Source organism: Mycobacterium shottsii (genome assembly GCF_010728525.1).
Lineage (GTDB): Bacteria > Actinomycetota > Actinomycetes > Mycobacteriales > Mycobacteriaceae > Mycobacterium > Mycobacterium marinum.
On record NZ_AP022572.1, the window covers coordinates 1,575,741 to 1,601,046 of the forward strand.

Here is a 25,306-nt window from a genome sequence, read left to right on the forward strand (position 1 = left end):
CATACACTGATCCCAAAACGGGGATGAGCGGTGGACATTGAGTGCGATTACGTAGTGGTCGGTACGGGCTCAGCTGGGGCGGCGGTGGTCAATCGGCTTAGCGCCGATTCGGGCACCTCGGTGGTGGCGCTCGAGGCCGGGCCGAGCGACAAGAATCGCTTCATCGGGATTCCGGCGGCGTTTCCCAAGCTGTTCCGCAGCGAAGTCGACTGGGATTACACGACCGAACCGGAGCCGCAGCTGGGCGGGCGCGAGATCTACTGGCCCCGGGGCAAGGTGCTCGGCGGCTCGTCCTCGATGAACGCGATGATGTGGGTGCGCGGCTTTGCCGCCGACTATGACGAATGGGCTCGGCTCGCCGGCTTGCACTGGTCCTACGGCGAGCTGCTCGGCTACTTCCGCCAGATTGAAGACGTCACCGCCGCCTGGCACTTCGTCAATGGTAACGACAGCGGTGTGACAGGTCCACTACAGATCTCCCGTCAACGGAGTCCGAGTCCGCTGACTGCGGCCTGGCTGGCCGCCACACGCGACTGTGGGTTTCCGCCGGTGCAGCCGAATTCCGCAGAGCCGGAAGGTTTTTGCGAAACGATCGTCACTCAGCGCCGCGGCTCCCGGTGGAGCACCGTCGACGCGTATCTCAGACCGGCGATGGGGCGCAGGAACCTGAGCATCCTCACCGGTGCGACGGCGACCCGAATCGTCATCAACGGTACCCGGGCGACTGGCGTCGAGTACCAGCGCGAGGGGCAACACTGCACGGTGCATGCCCGCCGGGAGGTCGTGCTCTGCGGCGGCGCGGTCAACAGCCCGCAGCTGCTGATGCTCTCGGGCATCGGAGACCGTAGTCATCTCGCCGATCACGGAATCGAAACCGTCTACCACGCGACAGAAGTGGGCCAGAATCTACTGGACCACCTCATCACGCCGCTGGGCTTCGACGTTGCCGGGGACAGTCTGGCCTCCGCCGAAAAGCCCATGCAGCTGATCAACTATCTGTTGCGGCGCCGGGGCATGCTGACCTCCAACGTCGGCGAAGCATACGGATTCGTCCGCAGCCGGTCGGGTCTGGACCTACCCGACCTGGAGCTGATCTTCGCGCCGGCACCGTTCTACGACGAGGGACTGCCCGCGCACCCGCCGGGCCACGGCGTGGTTTTCAGGCCGATCTTGGTTGCCCCACAGAGCCGCGGCCAGATCACGCTTCGGTCTGCCGATCCCCATGCCAAGCCGATCATCGAAGCCCGCTACCTGTCCGACCCCGGCGGTGTGGACCGTGCCGCGATGATGGAAGGCCTGCGGATCTGCGCACGTATCGCCCAGGCGCCCGCGCTCCGCGGCCTGCTGGGGCCGGTGGCGCGGCCGCACAACAGCAGCGAGCTCGATGAAGCAACCCTCGAGTTGGCCCTCACCACCTGTTCGCACACCCTGTATCACCCCTTGGGTACCTGTCGGATGGGCAGCGACGAGGCGAGCGTGGTGGATCCGCAGTTACGGGTGCGCGGGGTCGACGGCCTGCGCGTCGCCGACGCGTCGGTGATGCCGAGCACGGTGCGTGGACACACTCATGCCCCATCGGTGCTGATAGGCGCCAAGGCTGCCGACCTGATCCGCAATTGAGCCGGGCTCTAGGTCCTGTCTGCTAATTGCGGACGCGGTGGTAGGTGATGATGGCGGCCAGGGTGGCACCGCCGAGGTAGGTCAGGGCGTATTTGTCGTAGCAGGTGGCGACCGCGCGCCAGTGTTTGAGCCGGTTGAAGCTTCGCTCGACGGTGTTGCGGTGCTTGTAGATTCGGCCTGAGAACCCCGGAGGCCGTCCTCTGTTGCGGCCTTTGGCTTTGCGGCGGGTGATCTGGTCGCTGCGCTCGGGGATGGTATGGGCGATCTTGAGCCGGCGCAGCTGTGCCCGCGTCGAGTCATGGGAGTACGCCTTGTCCGCCAGCAGGCGAAACGGGGCGTATGAGTTGCTGCACCGGGCGGCCAGCAATGGCCAAAGCATCGGATTATCACCGGCTTGACCGGCCGACAGTGCCAGGGTGACCGGACTGCACAGCTGGTCGGTCAAGGCGTGGATCTTGGTAGTCAGCCCGCCGCGGGAACGCCCAATGGCGTGGTCATCGGGCTCATCGAGATATTTCTTGTAATTCGACAGATCCCCCTGTGCGGCGCCCGGAGCGCGCTCCGGCTGCGTGTTGGTGGGCGCGCACACTGGTCGAATCGACCGACAACAGTGCGCCCAGGTCGGCGTCCTCGGCGTCGAGGTCAGAGGCGATCGCCGCGAAGATCCGCGCGTAGATGCCATCGACCGACCAGCGTAGATGCCTCTCGGCCACCGATTGCCAGGGACCGAAGTGCTCGGGCAGGTCACGCCACGGAGATCCCGTACGGTAACGCCAGATAATGCCCTCCAGAGTACGTCGATGATCGTTCCACGGCCGGCCACGCCGCCGCCCCGCAGGCAACACCGCCACGATCAGCGACCACAAATCATCAGAAATCGCATGCGTCCGCATCACCCAAACAGCATCAGCCAAAACACCATTCACATTAAGCAGACACGCCCTAGGGGCCCAACCGGCGGCCCCTTGAGCTGCCGACGACAGCCCGTCTGGGCAGAATACTGCCCATGATGGGCCGACGCCGATGACGATGAGCGACAAACGGCGCCGGGCGCACGAGAAACTCGCGGGAATGCCGGGTGTGCGGCCGGTGCGCCGGCCGGTGTCGCCGGGCAACGACAGTGAGTTTGATCTGTACTACGTGCGCGCCGGCCGAAAGTCGGCGCACCCGCTGGTCATCATCCCGGGAGGGCCGGGAGTGGCGTCGATGCTGGTGTACAAGGGGTTGCGCCGGCGTGCCGCCGCTGCCGGTCTGGATGTCATCATGATCGAGCACCGCGGAGTGGGGATGTCGCGCCACGATGACTCCGGAGCCGACCTACCGCCAGAAGCTTTCACAATCGATCAGGTCGTCGACGATATTGCCGTGGTGCTCGATGACGCCCATGTCGACTCGGCTGTCATCTACGGCACATCATACGGCACCTACATTGCCGCTGGAGTCGGCGTCCGTCACCCGGCCCGGGTACGGTCGATGATCCTCGATTCGCCGTTGCTGTCTCGCGATGACATTGCGCTTGCGCGCGAGACCATTCGTAGGCGGCTACTCGACGGGGATAGCCCGGAGACCGCCGCGCTGGCGGCCAAGGTTCGGCAGCTGGTCGATGCCGGGGTGATGACGGCCCGCGCATCCCAGGTCGCAGCGGCGGTTTACGGGTACGGCGGAGCGCGGCTTCTGGAACGCCAATTGGATCTCCTGCTGTGCGGCCGGATGATCTTGTGGCACTTGCTTTTCCGGTTCTCTGCCATGTATGCACGCAAGGTGCCGTACCGCTACGAGATGGACCTGGTCGGTCGCATCGCGTTCCGCGAACTGGACTACGCGGCCGAGCCCGACGGCCTACCGCTCGATCCCGCTCAGGCGATTCGCGAAACTATTGCGGCGACAGATCAGTTCGAGTCCGAGCCGTACGACTTGGTGGCCGAGATGCCCAGATTCGGCTGGCCAACCGTGGTTGTTTCGGGCGGGCACGATCTCACTACCCCGGCCATGGTCGCCGAACATATCGCATCATTGCTGCCCAACGCGGTGCTGATAGAGCTACCGACCATGGCGCACAGCGCCCTTGACTTCCGTGAGCCCGCGGCACTGGCCATTGCCGGGGCGGTATGTCGGGGGGAGTTCGGCGCGCTCACCGGTCGAGGGGAGGAGCTGGACGCAATGCCGGCGCGGCTGCCGATCCGCGCCTTGTGGAAAGCGATCGAACTGGCGGCTATGGCGGAGCACGCGCTACCGGCGGCGCCGCTGCTGCATCGCCGGGTCAGCTCCGCATGAATCCGATCGCGGTGTAATCCAGATCGGCGAGGCCCCTGGCGCCAAAATTTGCCAGCGTGCTGCGGACGGCAATCGTTCCCGGTGATTGGGTCAACGGCAGGCTGAACCCCTCGGCCCAGATGAGCTTGTCCACCTCATTGGCTAGCGCGAGGGCCTTGGCCGGATCCAGCTCCTGCAGCGTCCGCTCGATCGCCGCATCGATCTGTGGGCTGCCGATCTTCCCAAAGTTGCTTTCCCCGTCGGACATGTAGATCTGGGTGAGCGAGGAGAGGGGGAAAGCGTCGCCGACCCAGCCGAACAGCGCAATGTCGAAGGCCCCGACATTGACGTAGTTACTGAAAAAGCCACTGCCCGACCTCGATTGCAGTTCGAGTTTGACGCCGATCTGGGCCAGGCTGTACTGAGCGACCTGCGCGAATTGGCGACTGCTCTGAGCTTCGTAGAACAGCAAGCGGACGACGAGCTGATGGCCGTATTTCTCCCGGAACTTGCCGTTGAGCTTCCAGCCCAGGGCATCGAGTTCCCGCTTGGCCTGCTCCGGATCGTAGGGACTGCTGTTGTCCTGATAGCCCTCCTGCCCGGCGACGAAAACATGATTGTTCAACGGCGCCGGATCATTGGTCAGGCCGTATAGTGCCACTTTGGCTATCGTCCGGCGGTCGATCCCCTTGCAGACGGCCAACCGCAGCGCCGGGTCGGAGAGGATCGCTCCCGGGGCACCGTTGAGGGTGAAATGGCTCCAACTGGGAGCCGGCGCGCGCCGGATCGAGATCCCCTTGGTGCGCTCGGCGATGGTGAGTTGATCGAGTGAACCGATCCCGGTCGCGTCGATGGTGAAGTTCTGCAGGGCGGGTATCCGCGCGGCGTCATCGAGAACCAGGTAGGTGATGCTGTCCAGGCGCGGCTTCTTTCCCCACCATTTAGGGTTGCGAGTCAATACGATTCGCTGTGCGCTGCGGTCCAGTGAGGTGACGATGAATGGGCCTGCGGAGGGGCCCGGTCCGGCGAGTTGTCCTTTGTTGAACGCCTCGGGCGTGGCGGTCATGCTGCTGGGCAGCAGCATCCCGTTGCCGGCAAACATCCCACGCCACTCCGCGTAGGGTTTGGCAAACGTCACGATGGCTTGACGGTCATCGACTCCCGGGGTCACTGACGCGACACGGTCGGAGCCCCCGCTCGAGGCGATTTCGAATCTGTTGTCCGCGCCGCTGGTCGCGTGGATCTGACTAGCGATGTCATGCCAGGTGATCGGCGTGCCATCAGACCAGAATGCTTTGGGATTGATGGTGTAGGTGATCACTTGCGGGTTGGTCTTGGTGAGTTCGACGCTGGTGAAGTAGTCGTGGTCGACCGTCGTCGAACCGTCTGGACCGATGATGAAGGCCCGCGGCAGAGTGGCTTTGACCATCGCCGCAACCTCCGCCGAGTTGCCGTCGATATGCAAGATATTGAAATTGGGCGGGAAGTCGGTGAGCGAGAGCCTCAGGTCACCACCGTCTTCGAGGGTGGCGGGATTTTGCGGGTTGATATCGTTGCTGCTGCCGACCGCGGTGGACCCGCTGGTCGCGGCGGGGAGTTGGGTGCTGGCCGAACAGCCGGCAAGCAGGAGCGTCACGGTGAGCAATGCGGCACCGGCACAACGCATTCGACGCCGTGCCCAGGGGCGATTCGGCCGCCGCGACCTCGCGCCAGGACCGGGCGGGACGCCGTCATACCGATCTGCGTTAGTCAGCATTGCCCGGAATCGGTTGTGGCACCGCGCCCAGCAGACGCTGTGTGTACTCGTGTTGCGGATTGCTGAAAACCTCCTGGCTGTTGCCCTGCTCGACGATGCTGCCGGCAAACATGACGACCACGGAATGGGCGAGGTGTTTGACCACTGAGAGGTCATGGGAGACAAACAGGTACGACAGTTTGAACCGCGCTTGCAGGTCCAGGAGCAGGTTGATGATTCCGGCCTGGATCGAGACGTCGAGGGCGGACACCGGTTCGTCGAGCGCCAGAATCTTGGGCTGCAGCGCCAGCGCTCGTGCGATACCGATCCGTTGCTTCTGTCCGCCGGAGAATTCGGCGGGATAGCGGCTGGCATCGCTACGGCGCAGCCCGACGATGTCAAGCAGTTCGGCAACCCGGTCCTGGGTATCGGTCTTGTTGAAGCCGTTGGCTTGCAGTGGTTCGGCCAACAAATCGGAGATCGGCAGCCGTGGGTCCAGTGAGGCGACCGGATCTTGAAAGACCACCTGGATATCGCGTCGCAGCGCTCTGCGACTCGACGCGGTCAAAGTGGTGATATCGGTGCCCAGAACTTCGATCGATCCCGATTGTGGCGCGGCGAGCTCCAAAATCTGATGCAAGGTAGTGGATTTTCCTGATCCAGATTCACCCACGATGCCCAACGTGTGGCCCTCGCGGAGCTCGAAACTCACGCCGTCGACCGCGCGCACCTCGCCGATCGATCGGCGCAGCAGCACGCCCTTGGTCAGCGGATATGTCTTGACCAGGTCGCTGACCCGGACGACCACCGATGAGTCGGCGGGCGCCAGCTCGGTGGCCTCGGTCTGCACGCCATAGATGTCGGCGGCGCTGCGCCCGTTCACCTGATCGGTGCGAATGCAGGCAGCCCGGTGATTCTGGCCGACCTCGATCAACTCGGGTTCGTCGGAGCGGCATTCATCGATGACCAAGGGACAACGGGGTGCGAACGGGCAACCCCGATCGAGGCCGGCGAGTGACGGAGGGGCACCCGGGATTGGCACCAATCGGGTGCCCTGCGTGGCATCGAGCCTGGGGACTGAACCCAATAGTCCGATGGTGTAAGGCATTCGGCGATTGTGGTAGAGGTCGTTGACCGTAGCCTTTTCCACAACTCGCCCGGCGTACATGACCAGCGCTCGATCGGCGAACTCGGCAACCACACCCAGGTCGTGGGTGATGATGAGCACTCCGGCCCCGGTCACATCGCGAGCCGTCTTGAGCACGTCGAGGATCTGGGCCTGCACGGTCACGTCCAGAGCGGTGGTGGGTTCGTCACAGATCAACAGGTCGGGATCGTTGGCGATCGCGATGGCGATGACCACCCGTTGGCGTTCACCGCCGGAAAGCTCATGCGGAAACGCGCGGGCGCGTCGCTCGGGTTGTGCGATACCAACCAGTTCAAGCAGCTCCACCGCACGCCGCCGCGCCGCCTTCTTGCTGAAAGTGGGCTGATGTATCTCGATGGTTTCGGCGATTTGATCGCCGACGGTGTAGACCGGGGTCAAAGCGGACATCGGATCCTGGAACACGGTGCCGATCACCTTGCCGCGGAACCGCGACATCGCGTCGTCGGCCAGCCCCAGTAGCTCGGTGCCCTGCAACCGGACCGAGCCACGGACCTTGGCGTACTCGGGTAGCAGACCCACTACGGCCATAGCCGCCGCGGACTTGCCCGACCCGGATTCGCCCACCATCGCGACCACTTCGCCGGGGGCTACCTGGTAGCTGATGCCGCGCACGGCGGTGACCGGATCGTTCTCGGTGGGGAAGGTGACGGCCAGATCGGTCACCTCGAGCAGCGGGTTCATCGGTCACCACTTCGCAGCGTCTTGCTGGCCGGGTCCAGTGCGTCGCGCAAACCATCACCGGTCAGGTTGGAGCAGACCAGAATCAACACCAGGACCCCGGCCGGGAACAGGAACACCCACGGGAACGTGGTTGCCGACTGGGTGCCATCGGCGATCAGGGTGCCCAACGATACGTCCGGGGGCTGGATGCCGAAACCGAGGAAGCTCAAGCCTGTTTCGGCCAGGATGGCGGCCGCGACGTTGAGTGCGGCGTCGATGATCAGAATCGATGCCACGTTGGGTATCACGTGGCCGGTGATGATCCGCCGGCTGGAAAAGCCCATATACCTTGTCGCTCTGATGAACTCGCGCTCGCGCAGGCTCATGGTCATACCACGCACCATGCGGGAGCTGATCATCCAGCCGAATCCGGCCAGCAGTAGCACCAGGAACATCATGTTGGTCGAGTTCTTGGTACGCGGAGTGACGATCGCAATCAGGATGAAGCTGGGCACCACCAACAGCAGGTCCACCAACCACATCAGGGCTCGGTCTCGCCACCCGCCGAAATAGCCGGAGACGGCACCGACGGTGGCTGCGATTCCGGTGGAGATCACCGCCACAAAGACGCCGATGAGCATGGATTTCTGCATGCCCCGCAACGTCTGCGCGAGCAAGTCCTGACCGAGCGCATTGGTGCCCAGCCAATGACGGGTGCTCGGTGGCTGTAGCAGCGCGTCGAAATCGAGGTCCTCGTAGGAGTAGGGCAGCACCGAGGGCAGCGCATAGCACCCCACGAACAGCACCACCAGCACCGCCAGCGATGCCACCGCGGCCCGGTTACGCAGGAACCGGCGCAGCACCAGCGTGCGGCGTGAGGTGAACTCGACTTGCGTGGCTTGATCGGTCATGAAACCCGGACCCTCGGGTCAAGCGCCGCATAGAAGATGTCGGAGAGCAGGCCGGCCAGCAAGACCACGGCCCCGGAGAACACCGTGATCGCTGCGACGATGTTGGTGTCCTGGGTCGCGATGCCCCGGACCGCCCATTCACCCATGCCGTGCCAGCCGAAGATCTTTTCGACAAACACCGCGCCGGTGACCAGTCCGGCAACCCCGTAGGCGAACAGCGTTGCCATCGGAATCAGTGCGGTTCGCAGCCCATGTTTGATTAGCGCGCGCCGGCGGGTGAGGCCCTTGGCGCGGGCGGTGCGAATGAAGTCCTGGCCCAGCACGTCGATCATCGCATTGCGCTGGTATCGGCTGTAGCCCGCCGCGGCGCCCAACGCCAGCGTCAACGATGGCAGGACCAAATGTTTGAGGCGGTCACCGAATGCTGCCCAGGTTCCACCGTCCACGCCCGGTGAGGTCTCGCCGGTGTAGTCGAACAGCTGAAATCCCAGCGCCCAATTTACCCGCAGTGCGCCCAGAATCAGCAGGTTGGCCACGACGAAGGTCGGGGTGCTCAGCACCAGCAATGCCAGCATGGTGATCACCCGGTCACTGAACCGGTATTGGCGGATGGCGCCCCATGCGCCGATGGCCACGCCGAGCGCTGTGCCGACTACCGATCCGATGAGCAGCAGCCGCAAGCTGGTTCCGATGCGACGGCCCAGTTCCGCGGAGACCGGCTGACCGCTGATGGTGACACCGAAGTCGCCGCGAACGGCATGGGTGACCCAGTGGGCGTAGCGCACCGGTATGGGCTTGTTCAATCCGAGCTCGGCGGCCTTCGCGTCGATCACCGCTTGAGGTGGGCGTGGGCTGCGCTGCATCAGGCTCTCCAGCGGCGAGAAGGCCAGCGAGGTCAGGCAGTAGGTCAAGAACGAGGCCAGCGCGAGGAGGACAACGTAGTTGAGCAACCGGCGCGCCAGAAATCGTGTCATGCCCATCCACCGTGTTGCATTGGGACAGGGTAGCGAGAAGCGGGTGTGTCGCGCCGCTGACAACGCCGACCAGACGGCCCCCGATGTCGGCGGACCTCGATGATTTCGGTGTTGGCAGCAACTGCATGCGTTGCCGCTCAATTCCGGTGGGATGGGTTCGTGTGATGCGGGCGGCGGCCGGTACGGCAACGCCGGAGATGGGTCGATCGCTTTGCGATCCTGCTGATTTTCACCGGTGAAATTCCGGCATTCGGTTGTTAAACTCCTGCGCGGCTTCGCTTTGTGCAGCAAATTTTCTGCCGGGACATATAAGGAGACGTGCGTGACGGTTACCGACGACTACCTGGCTAACAACGCGGATTACGCGAGCGGCTTCGAAGGTTCGCTGCCGATGCCGCCGAGTAAACACATCGCGATCTTGGCCTGCATGGATGCGCGCCTGGACGTTTATCGCCTGCTCGGCATCAACGAAGGCGAAGCGCACGTCATTCGCAACGCAGGCGGCGTGGCCACCGACGACGCCATTCGCTCATTGGCGATCAGTCAGAGGCTGCTGGGGACCCGAGAAGTCGTGCTGATTCACCACACCGACTGCGGCATGCTCACTTTCACCGACGACGACTTCAAGCGTGGAATCCAGGACGAGACCGGAGTCAAACCCCCGTGGGCGGCCGAGGCGTTCCCGGATGCGGTGGAGGACGTCAAGCAGTCGTTGCGCCGCATCGAGAACAGCCCGTTTGTCACCAAGCACGTCTCATTGCGCGGGTTTGTTTTCGACGTCGCCACCGGCAAACTCAACGAGGTCACGCTCTAGCGCGACATCAACCCACCTTGTAGGTCGCCAGGGCCTTGGCGAGCAGCGTGCCTTCGGGGTCGACGATCTCGGCCTCGCAGTTGACCAAGGAGCGCCCGCGCCGCAGCACCCGACCCACCCCGATCACGTCGGTGGTCCGTGCCGGCGCCATGAAGTCCAGCGCCAGCGACACCGTGACGCCGCGCAGCTCGGGCGGCGCCTGCCCGCTGCACCAAGCGGCGGCCATGACCGTCAGGTCGGCAAGGGTAGCGATGGCCCCGCCGTGCACCATGTCGCCGATCGTGACGTTGGACGGGTCCCAGGGCAGCCGAAGCCGCACCTCATCGGCACCGAGGTGATCTGCGACGATTCCCAGTTTCGTGACGAACGGCGACTGCGGCAGAAACTGCGCGATGACGTCGCGACCGCTGGCATTATCGGCTGAACCTGAAGCAATGGACATCCGTCCATGCTGGCGTATCGACGACGGCTGGAAAAGAAGTTCCCAAAGCTGCCCACGCGCTTCCCAAAAGTTTCATTGACAGCGGCAGGGCAGGACTGGTTCCATAGGCAACAATAGCAATAAATATGGTCAGTGCTACCAGAATTATCAGGTATTGAGTTTCTGATTCTGCATGTTAGGTGAAGTCATGACCACCAGTGGTGTAACAACGGGCCCCGCCGTCGGCCAGTACGAATTGAGTCATCTGCGCTCGTTGGAAGCCGAGGCGATGCACATCATTCGTGAGGTGGCCGCCGAGTTCGAACGTCCGGTGCTGCTGTTTTCCGGCGGCAAGGACTCCATCGTGATGCTGCACCTGGCCATCAAGGCGTTTCGTCCTGGGCGGCTGCCGTTCCCGGTGATGCACGTGGATACCGGCCACAACTTTGACGAGGTCATCGCGACCCGCGACGAGCTGGTCGCAGCGTCAGGAGTGCGGTTGGTGGTGGCATCGGTGCAGGACGACATCGACGCCGGACGGGTCGTCGAGACCTTCCCGTCGCGCAACCCGATGCAGACCGTGACGCTGCTGCGTGCCATCCGGGAGAACAAGTTCGACGCGGCGTTCGGGGGCGCCCGGCGTGACGAGGAGAAGGCGCGCGCGAAGGAGCGGGTGTTCAGTTTCCGCGACGAGTTCGGCCAGTGGGACCCCAAGGCGCAGCGGCCGGAGCTGTGGAATCTCTACAACGGACGCCACCACAAACGCGAGCACATCCGGGTGTTCCCGCTGTCCAACTGGACCGAGTTCGACATCTGGTCCTACATCGGCGCCGAGCACATCACGTTGCCGTCGATCTACTTTGCGCATCGGCGCAAGGTGTTCAAGCGAGACGGCATGCTGTTGGCCGTCGATCGGCACATGCAGCCCGGCGCGGACGACCCGGTGTTCGAGGCGACGGTGCGATTCCGCACCGTCGGGGACGTGACGTGCACCGGATGTGTGGAATCGGAGGCCGCAACCGTTGCGGAGGTCATCGCTGAGACCGCCGTGGCGCGGCTCACCGAGCGGGGGGCGACCAGGGCCGACGACCGCATTTCCGAGTCTGGAATGGAAGACCGCAAACGGCAGGGGTATTTCTGATGTCCGCATCCACCACGCTGTTGCGCTTGGCAACCGCCGGCTCCGTCGACGACGGTAAGTCCACGCTGATCGGGCGCCTGCTGTATGACTCCAAGGCCGTGATGGAAGACCAATGGGCCTCGGTGGAACAGACCTCAAAGGAACGTGGTCACGAATACACCGACCTTGCGCTGGTCACCGATGGCTTGCGGGCCGAGCGTGAGCAAGGCATCACCATCGATGTCGCCTACCGCTATTTCGCCACTCCCAAGCGGAAATTCATTATCGCCGACACACCGGGGCACATCCAATACACCCGCAACATGGTTACCGGTGCGTCCACCGCGCAGTTGGTGATCGTGCTGGTCGATGCCCGGCACGGCCTGCTGGAACAATCACGCCGGCACGCCTTCCTGGCATCGCTGCTGGGCATTCGCCACCTTGTCCTCGCCGTCAACAAAATGGACCTGATCGGTAGGGATAAGGCAAAATTCGAGGCGATTCGCGACGAGTTCCACGCCTTTGCCGCGCGCCTGGATGTGCAAGACGTCACCTCCATCCCGATGTCGGCGCTGCATGGCGACAACGTGGTGACCAAATCGGATAAGACGCCGTGGTATGAGGGGCCCTCGCTGCTGTCCCATCTCGAAGAGGTCTACATCGCCGGTGACCGCAATCTGGTCGACGTGCGATTCCCGGTTCAGTACGTCATCCGGCCGCACACCTTGGAGCACCAGGACCATCGCAGCTATGCGGGCACCGTGGCCAGTGGGGTGATGCGCCCAGGGGATGAGGTCGCTGTCCTGCCGATCGGCAAGACGACCCGGATCATCGCGATCGACGGCCCCAACGGTCCGGTGCCAGAAGCATTTCCGCCGATGGCCGTCTCGCTGAGCCTGGCCGACGAGATCGACATCTCGCGTGGCGACATGATTGCCCGAACCAACAACCAGCCCAGAATCGCGCAGGACTTCGACGCAACCGTGTGTTGGATGGCGGATTCGGGGGTGTTGGAGCCAGGGCGTGACTACGTCATCAAGCACACCACCCGAACCACCCGCGCAAGGGTCACCGCGCTGGACTACCGGCTTGATGTCAACACCCTGCATCGCGACAAGACGGCAACAGCACTGAAGCTCAACGAACTTGGTCGCATTTCGCTGCGTACCCAGGTGCCGCTGTTGCTCGACGAATACACCCGAAACTCGAGCACGGGTTCTTTCATTCTCATTGACCCGGACACCAACGGTACGGTCGCGGCGGGCATGGTGTTGCGCGACGTCTCGACTCACACACCGAGTCCGAACACGGTGCGCCACCAGTCGCTGGTCACCACGACGGAGCGGCCGCGGGGTAGGACCGTGTGGTTCACCGGCCTGTCGGGTGCGGGCAAGTCGTCGGTGGCCATGCTTGTCGAGCGCAAGCTGCTAGAAGAAGGCGTCGCCGCGTATGTCCTGGACGGCGACAACCTACGGCACGGATTGAACGCGGACTTGGGCTTCAGCATGGCCGATCGCGCGGAGAACCTGCGCCGGCTGGCCCATGTCGCGGTGCTGCTCGCGGATTGTGGTCATGTCGTCTTGGTTCCGGCGATCAGTCCGCTGGCCGAGCATCGTGAGTTAGCTCGCAAGGTGCACACCGATGCCGGATTCGACTTCGTCGAGGTGTTCTGTGACACCCCGCTGGCCGACTGCGAGCGGCGCGATCCCAAAGGTCTGTATGCGAAGGCGCGCGCGGGTGAGATCACCCATTTCACCGGGATAGACAGCCCCTACCAGCGCCCGAAGCATCCTGACCTGCGCCTCACGCCGGCACGTAGCCTCGACCAGCAAGCGCAAGACGTCATCGACTTGCTCGAGCTGCGGTCCTAGTTCGGTCGCCTCGGCGCGCCGGATTCCCCGGCTCTTTGCAGCAACGTCTGGCGTCGCGTCTGGTAGCGGGGGGTGGATGGCACAATCCTGAGCATGCGGATGTCGGCCAAAGCGGAATATGCGGTGCGCGCGATGGTTCAACTTGCGACAGCCGACAGCGGGACGGTGATCAAGACCGAGGACCTGGCGCAGGCTCAAGGCATACCGCCGCAGTTCCTCGTCGACATCCTGACCAACCTGCGGACCGACCGCCTGGTGCGCAGCCACCGCGGGCGCGACGGTGGCTATGAACTGGCGCGTCCCGGGACCGACATCAGCATCGCCGACGTGCTGCGCTGCATCGACGGGCCCCTGGCCAGCGTTCGTGACATCGGGCTGGGCGACCTGCCCTACTCCGGACCCACCACGGCGCTGACCGATGTCTGGCGGGCCCTGCGCGCCAGCATGCGATCAGTGTTGGAAGAGACGACGCTGGCCGATGTCGCCACGGGGGCGCTGCCCGGACACGTCGCGAAACTCGCCGACGCCTACCGGGCGCAGGAGCTAGAGCGGCACGGCTCGGCGCGCAGCGGCGACTAGGGCGTGTCTGCTTAATGTGAATGGTGTTTTGGCTGATGCTGTTTGGGTGATGCGGATGCATACGATTTCTGATGATTTGTGGTCGCTGATCGTGGCGGTGTTGCCTGCGGGGCGGCGGCGTGGCCGGCCGTGGAACGATCATCGACGTACTCTGGAGGGCATTATCTGGCGTTACCGTACGTGATCTCCGTGGTGTGACCTGCCCGAGCACTTCGGTCCCTGGCAATCGGTGGCCGAGAGGCATCTACGCTGGTCGGTCGATGGCATCTACGCGCGGATCTTCGCGGCGATCGCCTCTGACCTCGACGCCGAGGACGCCGACCTGGGCGCACTGTTGTCGGTCGATTCGACCAGTGTGCGCGCCCACCGACACGCAGCCGGAGCGCGCTCCGGGCGCCGCACAGGGGGATCTGTCGAATTACAAGAAATATCTCGATGAGCCCGATGACCACGCCATTGGGCGTTCCCGCGGCGGGCTGACTACCAAGATCCACGCCTTGACCGACCAGCTGTGCAGTCCGGTCACCCTGGCACTGTCGGCCGGTCAAGCCGGTGATAATCCGATGCTTTGGCCATTGCTGGCCGCCCGGTGCAGCAACTCAGACGCCCCGTTTCACCTGCTGGCGGACAAGGCGTACTCCCATGACTCGACGCGGGCACAGCTGCGCCGGCTCAAGATCGCCCATACCATCCCCGAGCGCAGCGACCAGATCACCCGCCGCAAAGCCAAAGGCCGCAACAGAGGACGGCCTCCGGGGTTCTCAGGCCGAATCTACAAGCACCGCAACACCGTCGAGCGAAGCTTCAACCGGCTCAAACACTGGCGCGCGGTCGCCACCTGCTACGACAAATACGCCCTGACCTACCTCGGCGGTGTCACCCTGGCCGCCATCATCACCTACCACCGCGTCCGCAATTAGCAGACAGGACCTAGGAGCCTGAGCCGTACGGTCGGGTGAGGATCTCCATCGAGTGCCCGGCCGGGTCGGGGAAATACACCCCACGACCCCCATCGCGGTGGTTGATTTCGCCGGGACGTCGGGCACCCGGGTCGGCCCAGTGCGGCAAGCCGCGAGGAGATCTTGCCGTAGATCTCAGTGAATTCCTGCTCGGAGACGAGGAACGCATAGTGCTGGGGGTGAATCTCCACGTCCTCGGGCACATCCGCGAAATCGAGGCTGGCGTCGTGCTCGAGCGCGACCACCAGGAAGGGGCCGAATGCCACTGGACTCGGCAGGTCCAACAGTTCTGCCAGAAACTCCGCGGATTTTCGCTTGTCGTGTGACGCGACAATGGTGTGGTTGAAGCTGATGGCCATCGTTACCCCTGTCCGTACCGAGCGTGCGTGTCGGCACATCGACACGCCGTCAACGCTGTCATTTCGCGCACGCTCGCAAGCCGCCCGGCCGGCTACTTGGGTGCGGTGAGTTCCAGAGCGATGTTGTCGGGATCGCGGAACTCCAGGATGTAGGACGGACCAATGTCCTTGACCGGCTCGTGGGCAATGCCGAGGTCATCCAGATGCGCTGCCGCACTATTTAGTTCGTCGATGCCGCCTACGCGGAAGGCGATGTGGTCCAGGCCGGCTCGATCCTCGTTGAAGCTGTCATTGGCGACCGGGCGCAACCCCAGTAGTGCCCCGCCGAGGTCGTAGATCACCCCGCCGTACAGAAACGCCAGCTGACGCCGTGTTGCCTCGCCGGCGTTCGCGGGAAGCTCGATCAGCACGGGCCACTCGAAGACGCTCTCGTAAAACTGCCGCGATCGCTCGATGTCGGTAACGGTGAGTCGGACGTGCCCAATTGATGTGCTCGATACACCCATCCAGCCCATGCTGCCAGAATCGCGATTGTGCAGATAGCTATGACGATGCCCGTAATGGAGCCCGATCTGGATGCGAATGTGCTGAAGAACTGGGCGCGTGCCGTCGACGAAGGCCCGTTCTCGTCGCTGTGCTGGGGCGAGCGGATCGCATTCGACAACCCCGACAGCTCGACCCTGCTCGGGGCATTGGCTGCCTGGACCGATCGGGTGCGGTTGGTGACGACCGTTATCGTGCCGCAGTTGCATTACCCGGTCATGCTGGCCAAAGCGCTGGCCACCGGCGACATGTTGAGCGGTGGGAGGTTGACCGTGGGAATCGGGGTGGGTGGTAGGCGTGAGGACTACCTCGCTGTCGGGGCTGACCCCAAGACCCAGACGATGGGCGCAATGGCAACGCGGGTGGCAGTCATGAAGCGGGTGTGGGCGGGCGAGCAGATGAGCGAGTCGGTGCGGCCCGTCGGACCCTTGCCGGTCCAGCCGGGAGGCCCGCCACTGTTTGTCGGCACCATCGGGCCCAAGACCCTGCGCAGTGCCGCACCCTGGTCCGACGGTCTGGCGGATACCACCCTGGACCTCGATGTCGCCAAGCAAAATGAGCTATTCGACGTCGCGCGGGCCGTATGGGCGCAGGCCGGCAAGCCCAAACCGCACCTGGCGACGTCGTTCTGGTTCGCCTTCGGGCCGCAGGCCGACGCGCGCGCACAGGTGCATCGGCATCTGCGGCGCTACATGAATTGGATCCCGGCCGAGTACGTCGATGCGATGGCGCCCACGACAGGCTGGGCGGGCAGCGAAGACGAGCTGCTTGCCGTGCTGCGACGGTTCGAAGAGGTCGGCACCGACGAAGTCCAGCTCATCCCGACGTCCTCTGACGTCGAGCAACTTCGACGGGCAATCGATGTGGTAGCGGGGTTCGGCGCGGCCTGAGTCCCGGGTCGGCGAGCGTCAGGTAGACCCTGGCTGTGGCGGGTGCGCGGGGATACGCTGTTTTTGCTCGCGGCGGCCCAGCCAGGAGGCTAGCGATGTCCTATTTCATTGCTGTACCGGACGAGTTGGCGCTGGCGGCAACGGAATTGGACAGCATCGGCACGACCTTCAGCGCTGCCAACGTGGCCGCGGTGCTCCCGACGACGGGGATACCGGCCGCCGGCGCAGATGACGTGTCCATGGCAATCGCGGCGTTGTTTGCCGGCCATGCGCAAGCCTATCAGGCGCTCAGCACCGCGGCGAGCACGTTTCATACCCAGTTCGTGCGGGCGCTGAACCTTTCCGGCGGCGCCTATGCGGCCGCCGATGCGGCCAATGCCTCGCCACTGCTAACCCTCGAGCAAGACCTGCTTGGCGTGCTCAATGCGCCCACCCAGGCGCTACTGGGACGTCCTCTGATCGGCGACGGCGCCGATGGGACGGCACCCGGGCAAGGCGGCGGCGCTGGGGGACTGTTGTACGGCAACGGCGGTAGCGGGGCGGCGGGCACAAACACCGGGGTGGCCGGGGGAGCCGGCGGGGACGCCGGGCTGATCGGCAACGGCGGCTCCGGTGGCGCCGGCGGCGGCGGTGCGGCCGGGGCGCCGGAGGCAACGGGGGCTGGTTGTTCGGCGCCGGTGGCAACGGCGGCCTCGGAGGAGCCGCCACCGGTCTCGGTCCCGGTGGCGCCGGTGGCGCTGGTGGCCATGGCGGCTGGCTGTACGGCAGTGGCGGCACGGGCGGTGACGGCGGGTTCGCCAAAGGCGGCAACGGCGGAGCCGGTGGCGCAGGCGGGGACGCCGGGCTGCTCGGCGCCGGCGGATCTGCTGGGACCGGTGGTGCGGGTGCGACGAGCGGTCCTGCCAGTTCGCACTTTGCCGGTGGCGCTGGCGGCGCCGGAGGCCACGGTGGGCTGCTCTATGGCGCCGGCGGGAACGGCGGATTCGGTGGGGACGGCGGGGTGGGCGGCGCCGGCGGAGCTGGTGGTGGCGGCGGGGCGGCCGGACTGGTGGGCGCCGGAGGCGCCGGCGGGAACGGCGGGGCCGGTCTGGGCGTCTTGGGTGAGGACGGCGGCAACGGTGGCGGCGGAGGCGCGGGCGGTCTGCTGGTGGGTGCCGGCGGGGCTGGAGGCGCTGGTGGCGACGGCGGGCGCCACCTCAGCATTTCCGTGGGGCCAGGTGGGTTCAGCGGCGATGGCGGGGCGGGTGGCACGGGTGGGTGGCTCTATGGCGACGGCGGCGGCGGCGGTGCCGGCGGATCCGGTGCGGACGGATTCGGGACGAGCGGTGGCACTGGCGGGTCCGGCGGGCGCGGTGGTGATGCCAGGCTGATCGGCCACGGTGGCGACGGTAGAGCCGGGGCGCCCGGCGGCAACAGCGCGCCGCCCGGCGACAGCGGGGTTGGCGGTGCCGGCGGAACGCTGTCCGGTACTCCCGGCGCTACCGGCGCATCGGGGTGAGAGCCGGTTCAGTTCGGTCGGTCCAGCGGGCCAACGTTGTCGACCGTCGCCACTTCTGGCCAGTGCCCATCGCCGCTGGCGGGCGGCTGGGGAGGCTGTCCCTTGCGCAACGTCGCCAACAGTTCGCGATACGGGCCGACGAGATAGGCGGTGTCTCCGGCCCGCAGCCGGGTGTCGCGGCGCGGATGCAACTGTGGCGGCTCGTCCGGACGGGTGATCGCAATGACGCGGGTTCCGGTGACAAGCTCACGCATTGACAGACCATCGAGTTCGCTTTGCGCTGACACGTGCATCCCACCCACCATGAATGAGCTTTGTCCTACCGAAAACGTGCCCAGCACCTGCAACCCCATCGCGGCGCCAATGAACCAGGGCGCGGCTAATTCGACGGTGGAGCGCACGCTCTCGAAGTCAAACCGCTGGGCAACCGCGCCTCCCAGCTCACGGTCATAGACGCGCAGGACAAGCGGGACATCGCGACGTTTGGCTTTCACCGTGCCCAACATTTCCCGCAGCACGATGCCGGTCTCGATATTGACCATGTCATCTTGGGTCAGTACCGCTATCGCGCGGGCGTGGGCGATGCAAGCCGATTCCAGCGTTTGCGGCAGCGTTGCGTCGCCGAAGATGACGGGCACGTCCAGCTCGGCCGCAGACTCCAGAAAGCGGCTGTTTTCGTCGAGCTCAATAACCGCGACGTCGTAACCGGCGGCGATCAGATCCCTGACCACCCGGATGCCGAATGAACCCAGTCCGACGACGATCATGTGGTTGCGCAGCTGGCGTACCCGCCGCCGGCCCGCTGAGCGGGTGAAGCGGCGCGACAGCAGCAGGTCGGCGATGAATGCCACCAGGATGGCGGTGGTGGTCACACCGGCGAACATCAACGTAATGCTGAATACTCGCAGCCAGGGGTGCTGGTGGGAGAAGCTGAAGTCGCCGTAGCCTACTGTCGCGATGGTCTCGGTGCTGAAGTACAGCGCATCGAGCCACGTCATCCCCGGTGGGTGGCGGTAGGCAAAGCGCAACAAGGTCGTCGATACGGCCAGCAGCGTCACCATCGCGGCCAAAGCCTTGAAGAACATCGGGTTGACGTCGTTGCGCAGCGTGCGTGCCGCATCGGAGATTTGTCGTAACCGCAGCAGCCGAAAGCGAGCCGAGGTTGGTCGGGGAACCTTGATGCCGTGGGCGGCTAGGTCTGCTGCGGTGCCGATCATCGCCGTCTCGTCGCCGGCATGGACCCGCAGGTCGCGCCCCGGGCAGGTCAATACCTCTCCGGGGGTGGGCGCGTTTTTCCCCGGACCACCGCCACGGGGGCCAGATCGCCGTAGATCTCACGAAGGGTCGCGTCTCGCGGTGCCTCCGCGCGCCAGACGACGAACTCGATGCCGGCGGCCTCGAACGGGTGCACGGTGCGGGCCAGACATGCCTCGACGACCGATGGCGCGGCAAGTTCGGCAACGTCAAGGATCGCACCCGGACCGTTGTCAGCGGCCATCGCTTCACGCAGCACATCGTTGGCCAATCGGGCCACCACTCGTACGTGTGGGTCGGCTCTTCTTGCCAACAATGCGATTTCGAGGTTTCGCGCGTCGTCGTCGCCGGCCCAGATGACCGCGATGGCCTGGGCGAGCTGGGCGTCATTGAGCTCGTCGCTGGCCAGCTTGAGGATGGTGACGCCGGCGCTGTTCAGCTCCTCGACAATCGTGTTCGCTAGCGCGTCGTCGCCGCTGACGATGATGTGACGGCGCATGCTCACTGGTCCCGCCGTGGTCCGGGATCGTCCGGCATAGGTACACCCACCTTTGTTGGTGCTCGCTGTTCGCGCTCACTTATGCGCACCGTACAGATTTCAACCAGACCGCACGGTTTGCGCAACCGCAACCGCAACCGCCGCTCAGAGACGGGCGCAACGTGCCGGCGCCGCCGGATCGGCGACGAGGGGGCCTTCTCGACCCCGCCTGGGTCCCACCCGATGCGGTTGCCGGCGCCACGAGTGTCGGTAGAGATACTGGCTGTGTGCCCTGCATCGAACCCGTCGCTTCCCGCGAGATCTACCGCAACCGCTGGATGGTGCTCCGTGAGGACGACATTCGCCGCCCGGACGGCAGTCCCGGCATCTACGGCGTGGTGGACAAACCGGCCTATGCGCTGGTTATCGCGCACGATGGGAACCGCTTCCGATTGGTCGAGCAGTTCCGCTATCCCGTCGGTGCGCGGCGGTGGGAGTTTCCGCAAGGGACCGCTCCCGACTTGTCGGACGTCGAGCCGGCCGAGCTGGCGGCGCGCGAACTGCGTGAGGAGACCGGACTACGAGCGGCGTCGTTTGTGTCGCTCGGTCAGCTCGATACCGCCCCGGGAATGACCAGCCAGCGCGGTTGGGTGTTCCTGGCTACCGGAATAACCGAGGGGAGTCGGAACGCGAGCACGAAGAACAGGACATGCGCAGTGCGTGGTTTGCGCGCGACGAAGTCGAGCAGATGATCCGCACCGGAGGGATCGTCGACTCCCAGTCGATCGCCGCCTACGGTATGTTCCTGCTGCATCGGGGATAGTCCTGCCGCCGGCGTCTGGCTGGCGGCGCAACCTCGTTGCGCCAACGCGATCGGAGTTGTCGCGTGCGTGCCCCACCCATCCGGCCGTAGTTGTTGCACACGATCGTGTCCCCGCTGAGATCGCACCGCGTCCTGTAAACCGGACCATGGACACGATGTGTGCGCGATCGAGGCTTCGCCTTCAGGTGTTAGGGGTGCTCGGCGGCATCGCGGCCGCGATGTTCGCGCTCCCGGCCACTCCGGCACACGCGGCCATGCCGGTGTGGAACGGGAAATACTCGCTCGTGCGCTACGCCGAACAAAAAGTCGGCACCAGCATGGCCGCCAGCCAGATGGAACCAACGTTTAGCGCCGACTACGTCTTTGTCACCGCCTGTTCGGGCGAACAGTGCGTTGCCACCGCCACCAACGGGCCTACCCCGAAGAATCCGACCTTGCCCCAGCCGTCCCGCTACTCCTGGGATGGGGCCAAGTGGGTGGAGCGCTTCGACTTTCAATGGGACTGCTACATGGGTGAAGGCGCTGCCAAGGTGTGGGCACCGGCGAGGTCGTGGGCCTATTACGCGCCTCAGCCGGACGGGTCGCTGCGCGGCACCTGGCACACCGACATTGTCGGCGGCCCATGCCAGGGCACGGTGCAAATGCCGGTAGCGGCGCTTCCCGCTGGATCGTGAGGACGTCGCTGCCCGTCGGAGTGGCAGTGATTCGCCATCCAGCGGCGACACGGTAATGGGCGTGGGGTGGGTGCAATATCGGGGTAACTGCCGGCGGCCGATACCCTTTTCGGCATGACCGTCGGTGCATCAGTCAAGCAGTCGCTCGAACAGTGGGACCGCAAAATGTGGGATGTGGCGATGCTTCACGCATGTAACGCCGTGGATGACACCAGCAGGAAGCGCTATCCCTCGCTCGGCGCCGGCACGCGCTTTCGGCGGGTGATCCGAGATGCGGTCGACATTTACGGTGTGATGGCCACCCCCGGGGTCGACCTGGAAAATACGCGCTTTCCGGTTGCGGTGAGATCGGACCTGACGCCCGAGATGCGCCCTGACATCGCGGACGTCCTGTAGGGGATTCACCGTTGGTTGCACGGACACGATGAGGAATCGGCTACCGGGTTCGAAGTATCTCCGTACGTGAACGGGAGTGCGGCACTGCGGGTCGCCAGTGACGGGAAGATCCAGCTACCGAAAACTGCCATCCTGGGGCTGTTGGCCATCGCGGTGTTTGCCCCGGAGAACAAGGGCGAAGTGATTCCCCCCGATTACCAGCTCAGCTGGTTTGATCATGTGTTCTTCGTCAGCGCGTGGTGGGGGTGGCAAGACCATTTCCGCGAGATCGTCAACGTGGACCGGTCATCGTTGGTCGCGCTCGACTTCGGCAACTCGTGGAGCGACTGGGCGCCGGTTGGGTAGCGCCAAGACCCCCCGCTGATCCGATCGGGGGTTGGTCAGCCTAGGCGCGGCCGGCCGGAGGCACCGCGCTGTGGCGGCCCAGGTCTCTGCGGTCCCTGGCCAACGACGCTGCGTTGGCTGGCGCGACCGTCGACGCTGCCGCCTGAGCGGCGGCCACTTGGCCGAACGCGGAGGACGGCGGCGCTAACGTCCCAGGTCTGTCGACGACCTCGGTTGCCCGGGCGGCTGCGCCGAGCACCATGGCCCGGTCGGATTCGTCGGCGAATTCACGTTGGGCCGCCCGCACCACCAGGGCGATCTGGGTCTGCACGGCGGCCCGGCGTGCGGGGTCCGCGCAGTTTTGGGCGACGGCGCTCAACAGCTGTAGCAGCGCCGTCAGCACCAGCGGTTCACGCACCCCGTAGCGGCGGATCTGAGAACATCCGACGTGCAGATAGGCGGCAAAATCCGGTCGGACCAGCCACAGCAGCAGCTCCCCGGCGCGATCGCGACGCACCGTGTCTCGCAGCGCACGGGACGCCAGCACCGATTCGACGGCCGAAAGGTGATGCACGACTTGGATTGCCGTGTACGGGTCGTTGACCGCTGGGGACAGGGCTCGCAGCGCGATGTCAACCAGCTGGCGCAGGCCAAACCGAACGTCCTGTTGCAGGGTGCGTTCGTAGCCGATGTGCAGGTGGCGTAAGCAGTCCTGCCGAAAGTTCGACCCCGCCGGGCTCGGCGGGCTGCCGCGGCGCCAGCACCAACCCAACAGGCCCCCGGCGGTGACGTAGTCGCCGACGAAAGTGACCAGCAGCACCGTGTGCCCACTGGCCGCCGCGGCCGCCACAATGTCGTGGGTGTCGACGATCTGCAGATAGCCCGATTGCGGGGCCAGCAGTGCAACCGCCTCAGTGGGAGGGGTTGGCGGTGTTTCCCTTCGACGATCCGGGGTGTCCGGGCGGGGATACAAGTCGTCAATCAGCCCCAGTGTTCGCTGCCCGACGTTGTCCATGATCGTGTCCAGCTGGATCGAATGCATGAGGTGGTGCAGGAAGTAGATGAGAGCCCCGATGCTGAGGAATGCCAGCGCCAGTGATCCGGTGACCGCGACCTTGGGAAGGAACGCGCTCCCGTCGGCGTGCTGGCCGACGGTGTGCAGCCCGCCAGTGCTGTAGGCGAAGGTGCAGGCGAAGATTGCCAGCACCATTTGGTTGGGCATGTCGCGCAGGAAGGTGCGCAGCAACCGCACCGAAAATTGGCTCGACGCGATCTGCAGGGACAGGACCGTCAGCGAGAAGACGATTCCGGTGGTGGTAAGCATCGTGGCGGACACCACGATCAGTACGCCGCGGGCATCGCCGGCCGTGCCCTGGAACATCAACTTGTCGATCAGTGAGTCAGGCTTGACGGGAATCAGGGACAGGATGGCGCCGGATCCCAGGCCGACCACCACGCCGACCAGCGGTAGCACCCAGACCGTGCCCTGCAGGTAGTCGAGTATTGCTTTGCGGCGGCTGATCAGGCTATTTGCGCTCACCGATCCAGCATGCACCCGTCCGATAGCTCACGTGGGAGGTTTGCCGGAGTCATATGGCCGCAACCGAGGGGGCGCACCGGCAGTTCGTTTCGCGAAAGCGCCCCGGTCTGGAATCGGGGCACGGGCCACGGTGACGGCCGGCTCGCTGGGCGGGTGGAGGTTGGGATTGCGGTCGACGGCGCAGACGAATGTGGGGACCCGTCGTCCGGGGTCCCCACACTGTGGTTGTTGCTAGCTCGAGGTGACGTATTCGGGGCAGTAGGCCGAAGCGGCGTCAATCGCGAACGTCTTGGCGCCCTTGGAGCTTGTCAATGGCCAAGTTGAAGTATCCGCTGGTGGCCAGATAGAAGTATCCACCCCGGGCGGTAGTTCCTAGGTTGGTGTGGGTTGCTCCTTCCGGTGCTGGGCGTCCTTCATGCGGTAGGAGTCGCCGTCGGTGATGACGAGGGTGGCGTGGTGTAGCAGGCGGTTGAGGATGCTGACTGCGGTGGTCTGCTCGGGCAGGAACCGGCCCCATTGTTCGAAGGGCCAGTGTGACCCGATGGCCAGGCTGCGGCGTTCGTAGGCGCCGGCGACCAAGCGGAACAGCAGTTGGGTACCGGTGTCATCGAGTGGGGCGAAGCCGAGTTCGTCCAAGATGATCAGGTCGACCCGCAGCAGCGATTCGATGATCTTGCCGACGGTGTTGTCGGCCAGGCCGCGGTAGAGGGTCTCGACGAGATCAGCGGCGGTGAAGTAGCGGACCCTGAGCCCGGCGTGGATCGCCGCGGTCCCCAACCCGATCAGGGTGTGGGATTTGCCGGTGCCGGCCGGGCCGATGATCGCCAGGTTCTGTTGGGCCCGTATCCATTCCAGACTTGACAGGTAGTCGAAAACCTTCGGCGGGATCGACGAGGCGGCCACGTCGAAGGACTCCAACGTTTTCGAGACGGGGAACGCGGCGGCCTTGAGCCGGTTGACGATGTTGGAGGCATCCCGGGCGGCCAGTTCGGTCTCGACGAGCGTGCGCAGCACTTCCTCAGGAGTCCAGCGTTGGGTCTTGGCGGTCAGCAAGACCTCGGTGCGCTGCGCCGCACCGCGGCCAACTTCAACCGCCGCAGCCCGGCATCCAGATCAGCGGCCAGCGGCGGCAACGACGGCGGCGCCACGGGTTCGACGGCAGTCGTTGGTGATGTCGTGGTCATGAGATCACCTCGTCATCGGCTCCGACGGGTCCGATCTTGTAGGCGTCCAGGGAACGCATCGGGGCGACCGGTAGGTCCAGAATCAGCGCATCCCCGGCAGGGCGGGGTTGTGGGGTTCCGGTGCCCGCGGCCAGGATGGAGCGCACGTCGGCGGCCCGGAACCGGCGAAACGCCACCGCCCGGTGCAGCGCCGCGATCAGCGCGTCGGTGCCGTGGGCGGCCCCCAGGGCGAGCAGGATCTCCAGCTCTGCGGCTAGG

At 65.0% G+C, this 25,306-nt stretch carries 15 protein-coding genes and 10 pseudogenes; 12 read left to right on the forward strand and 13 right to left on the reverse strand.

Features of this window, described 5'->3' with window-relative positions; all coding sequences use genetic code 11:
- The first annotated feature begins 30 nt into the window (after positions 1-30).
- Positions 31-1,620 (forward strand): GMC family oxidoreductase, encoded by a 1,590-nt coding sequence (locus G6N41_RS07440; RefSeq protein ID WP_198967009.1) that lies wholly within the window; start codon positions 31-33, stop codon positions 1,618-1,620.
- A gap of 22 nt (positions 1,621-1,642) precedes the next feature.
- On the opposite strand, the pseudogene G6N41_RS07445 reads toward G6N41_RS07440, so the two are convergent.
- Positions 1,643-2,516 (reverse strand): annotated as a pseudogene (locus tag G6N41_RS07445) (IS5 family transposase).
- Between the two features lie 127 nt (positions 2,517-2,643).
- Here G6N41_RS07445 and G6N41_RS07450 point away from each other — a divergent pair.
- Positions 2,644-3,894 carry an alpha/beta hydrolase gene (locus G6N41_RS07450; RefSeq protein ID WP_198967010.1) on the forward strand — a complete coding sequence of 417 codons (1,251 nt, stop codon included), beginning with the start codon at positions 2,644-2,646 and terminating at the stop codon, positions 3,892-3,894.
- On the opposite strand, the gene G6N41_RS07455 is transcribed toward G6N41_RS07450, so the two are convergent.
- The 4 genes from G6N41_RS07455 to G6N41_RS07470 form a co-directional block, all read right to left on the reverse strand.
- Positions 3,881-5,539 (reverse strand): ABC transporter family substrate-binding protein, encoded by a 1,659-nt coding sequence (locus G6N41_RS07455; protein ID WP_198967011.1) that lies wholly within the window; start codon positions 5,537-5,539, stop codon positions 3,881-3,883. The two genes, G6N41_RS07450 and G6N41_RS07455, sit on opposite strands and share 14 nt — an antisense overlap.
- A gap of 79 nt (positions 5,540-5,618) precedes the next feature.
- Complete coding sequence (locus tag G6N41_RS07460) at positions 5,619-7,457, reverse strand: dipeptide ABC transporter ATP-binding protein (RefSeq protein WP_198967012.1); 1,839 nt, start codon at positions 7,455-7,457, stop codon at positions 5,619-5,621.
- Positions 7,454-8,347: an ABC transporter permease gene (locus tag G6N41_RS07465; protein WP_198967013.1), complete on the reverse strand. Its 894-nt coding sequence runs from the start codon at positions 8,345-8,347 to the stop codon at positions 7,454-7,456. The genes G6N41_RS07460 and G6N41_RS07465 overlap by 4 nt, the downstream gene beginning before the upstream one ends.
- The gene (locus G6N41_RS07470; protein WP_198967014.1) at positions 8,344-9,321 is read right to left on the reverse strand and encodes an ABC transporter permease; all 978 of its coding nucleotides are present in this window, start codon (positions 9,319-9,321) and stop codon (positions 8,344-8,346) included. The genes G6N41_RS07465 and G6N41_RS07470 overlap by 4 nt, the downstream gene beginning before the upstream one ends.
- A 322-nt stretch (positions 9,322-9,643) precedes the next feature.
- Between G6N41_RS07470 and G6N41_RS07475 the strand changes: the two genes are divergently transcribed.
- Positions 9,644-10,135, forward strand: coding sequence for a beta-class carbonic anhydrase (locus tag G6N41_RS07475; RefSeq protein WP_198967015.1), 492 nt, complete (start codon positions 9,644-9,646; stop codon positions 10,133-10,135).
- Between the two features lie 7 nt (positions 10,136-10,142).
- On the opposite strand, the gene G6N41_RS07480 is transcribed toward G6N41_RS07475, so the two are convergent.
- Positions 10,143-10,577: a PaaI family thioesterase gene (locus tag G6N41_RS07480; RefSeq protein ID WP_198967016.1), complete on the reverse strand. Its 435-nt coding sequence runs from the start codon at positions 10,575-10,577 to the stop codon at positions 10,143-10,145.
- Positions 10,578-10,749: 172 nt separating this feature from the next.
- Here G6N41_RS07480 and cysD point away from each other — a divergent pair, with 172 nt between their 5' ends.
- The 4 genes and pseudogenes from cysD to G6N41_RS07500 all read left to right on the forward strand — a co-directional run bounded on the left by cysD (position 10,750) and on the right by G6N41_RS07500 (position 15,046).
- Positions 10,750-11,697, forward strand: a complete 948-nt coding sequence (cysD, locus tag G6N41_RS07485) for a sulfate adenylyltransferase subunit CysD (RefSeq protein WP_407663729.1) — start codon at positions 10,750-10,752, stop codon at positions 11,695-11,697.
- Positions 11,697-13,547 carry an adenylyl-sulfate kinase gene (gene cysC / locus G6N41_RS07490; RefSeq protein ID WP_198967018.1) on the forward strand — a complete coding sequence of 617 codons (1,851 nt, stop codon included), beginning with the start codon at positions 11,697-11,699 and terminating at the stop codon, positions 13,545-13,547. Before cysD ends, cysC begins: the two co-directional genes overlap by 1 nt.
- 93 nt (positions 13,548-13,640) lie before the next feature.
- Positions 13,641-14,126, forward strand: a complete 486-nt coding sequence (locus tag G6N41_RS07495; RefSeq protein ID WP_036456521.1) for an Rrf2 family transcriptional regulator — start codon at positions 13,641-13,643, stop codon at positions 14,124-14,126.
- 46 nt (positions 14,127-14,172) lie between these two features.
- Positions 14,173-15,046, forward strand: a pseudogene (locus G6N41_RS07500) (IS5 family transposase).
- Between the two features lie 10 nt (positions 15,047-15,056).
- On the opposite strand, the pseudogene G6N41_RS07505 reads toward G6N41_RS07500, so the two are convergent.
- Positions 15,057-15,444, reverse strand: a pseudogene (locus tag G6N41_RS07505) (VOC family protein).
- A gap of 92 nt (positions 15,445-15,536) precedes the next feature.
- The gene (locus G6N41_RS07510) at positions 15,537-15,950 is read right to left on the reverse strand and encodes a VOC family protein (RefSeq protein WP_198967019.1); all 414 of its coding nucleotides are present in this window, start codon (positions 15,948-15,950) and stop codon (positions 15,537-15,539) included.
- 39 nt (positions 15,951-15,989) lie between these two features.
- Between G6N41_RS07510 and G6N41_RS07515 the strand changes: the two genes are divergently transcribed.
- Together G6N41_RS07515 and G6N41_RS07520 are read left to right on the forward strand one after the other, a co-directional pair.
- Positions 15,990-16,877, forward strand: a complete 888-nt coding sequence (locus G6N41_RS07515) for an LLM class flavin-dependent oxidoreductase (protein ID WP_198967020.1) — start codon at positions 15,990-15,992, stop codon at positions 16,875-16,877.
- A 95-nt stretch (positions 16,878-16,972) separates the two neighbouring features.
- Positions 16,973-18,372: pseudogene (locus G6N41_RS07520) on the forward strand (PE family protein); the annotation flags it as partial.
- Between the two features lie 11 nt (positions 18,373-18,383).
- Here the strand turns inward: G6N41_RS07520 and G6N41_RS07525 are convergent.
- A pseudogene (locus G6N41_RS07525) lies at positions 18,384-20,128 on the reverse strand (NAD-binding protein).
- Positions 20,129-20,445: 317 nt separating this feature from the next.
- On the opposite strand from G6N41_RS07525, the pseudogene G6N41_RS07530 reads away from it, so the two are divergent.
- The 3 genes and pseudogenes from G6N41_RS07530 to G6N41_RS07540 all read left to right on the forward strand — a co-directional run bounded on the left by G6N41_RS07530 (position 20,446) and on the right by G6N41_RS07540 (position 22,345).
- Positions 20,446-20,930, forward strand: a pseudogene (locus G6N41_RS07530) (NUDIX domain-containing protein).
- A 146-nt stretch (positions 20,931-21,076) separates the two neighbouring features.
- Positions 21,077-21,604 (forward strand): Rv2253 family sensor-like surface protein, encoded by a 528-nt coding sequence (locus tag G6N41_RS07535; RefSeq protein ID WP_117423152.1) that lies wholly within the window; start codon positions 21,077-21,079, stop codon positions 21,602-21,604.
- Positions 21,605-21,718: 114 nt separating this feature from the next.
- Positions 21,719-22,345, forward strand: a pseudogene (locus G6N41_RS07540) (hypothetical protein).
- Between the two features lie 40 nt (positions 22,346-22,385).
- Here G6N41_RS07540 and G6N41_RS07545 read toward each other — a convergent pair.
- From G6N41_RS07545 to G6N41_RS07560, 4 genes and pseudogenes are all read right to left on the reverse strand, one after another.
- Complete coding sequence (locus tag G6N41_RS07545; protein ID WP_407663784.1) at positions 22,386-23,888, reverse strand: DUF2254 domain-containing protein; 1,503 nt, start codon at positions 23,886-23,888, stop codon at positions 22,386-22,388.
- A gap of 207 nt (positions 23,889-24,095) precedes the next feature.
- Positions 24,096-24,170 (reverse strand): annotated as a pseudogene (locus tag G6N41_RS07550) (DUF732 domain-containing protein); the annotation flags it as partial.
- 66 nt (positions 24,171-24,236) lie between these two features.
- Positions 24,237-25,048 (reverse strand): annotated as a pseudogene (gene istB / locus G6N41_RS07555) (IS21-like element helper ATPase IstB).
- A pseudogene (locus G6N41_RS07560) lies at positions 25,045-25,305 on the reverse strand (IS21 family transposase); the annotation flags it as partial. The pseudogenes istB and G6N41_RS07560, both read right to left, overlap by 4 nt.
- Between the last annotated feature and the right edge of the window lies 1 nt (position 25,306).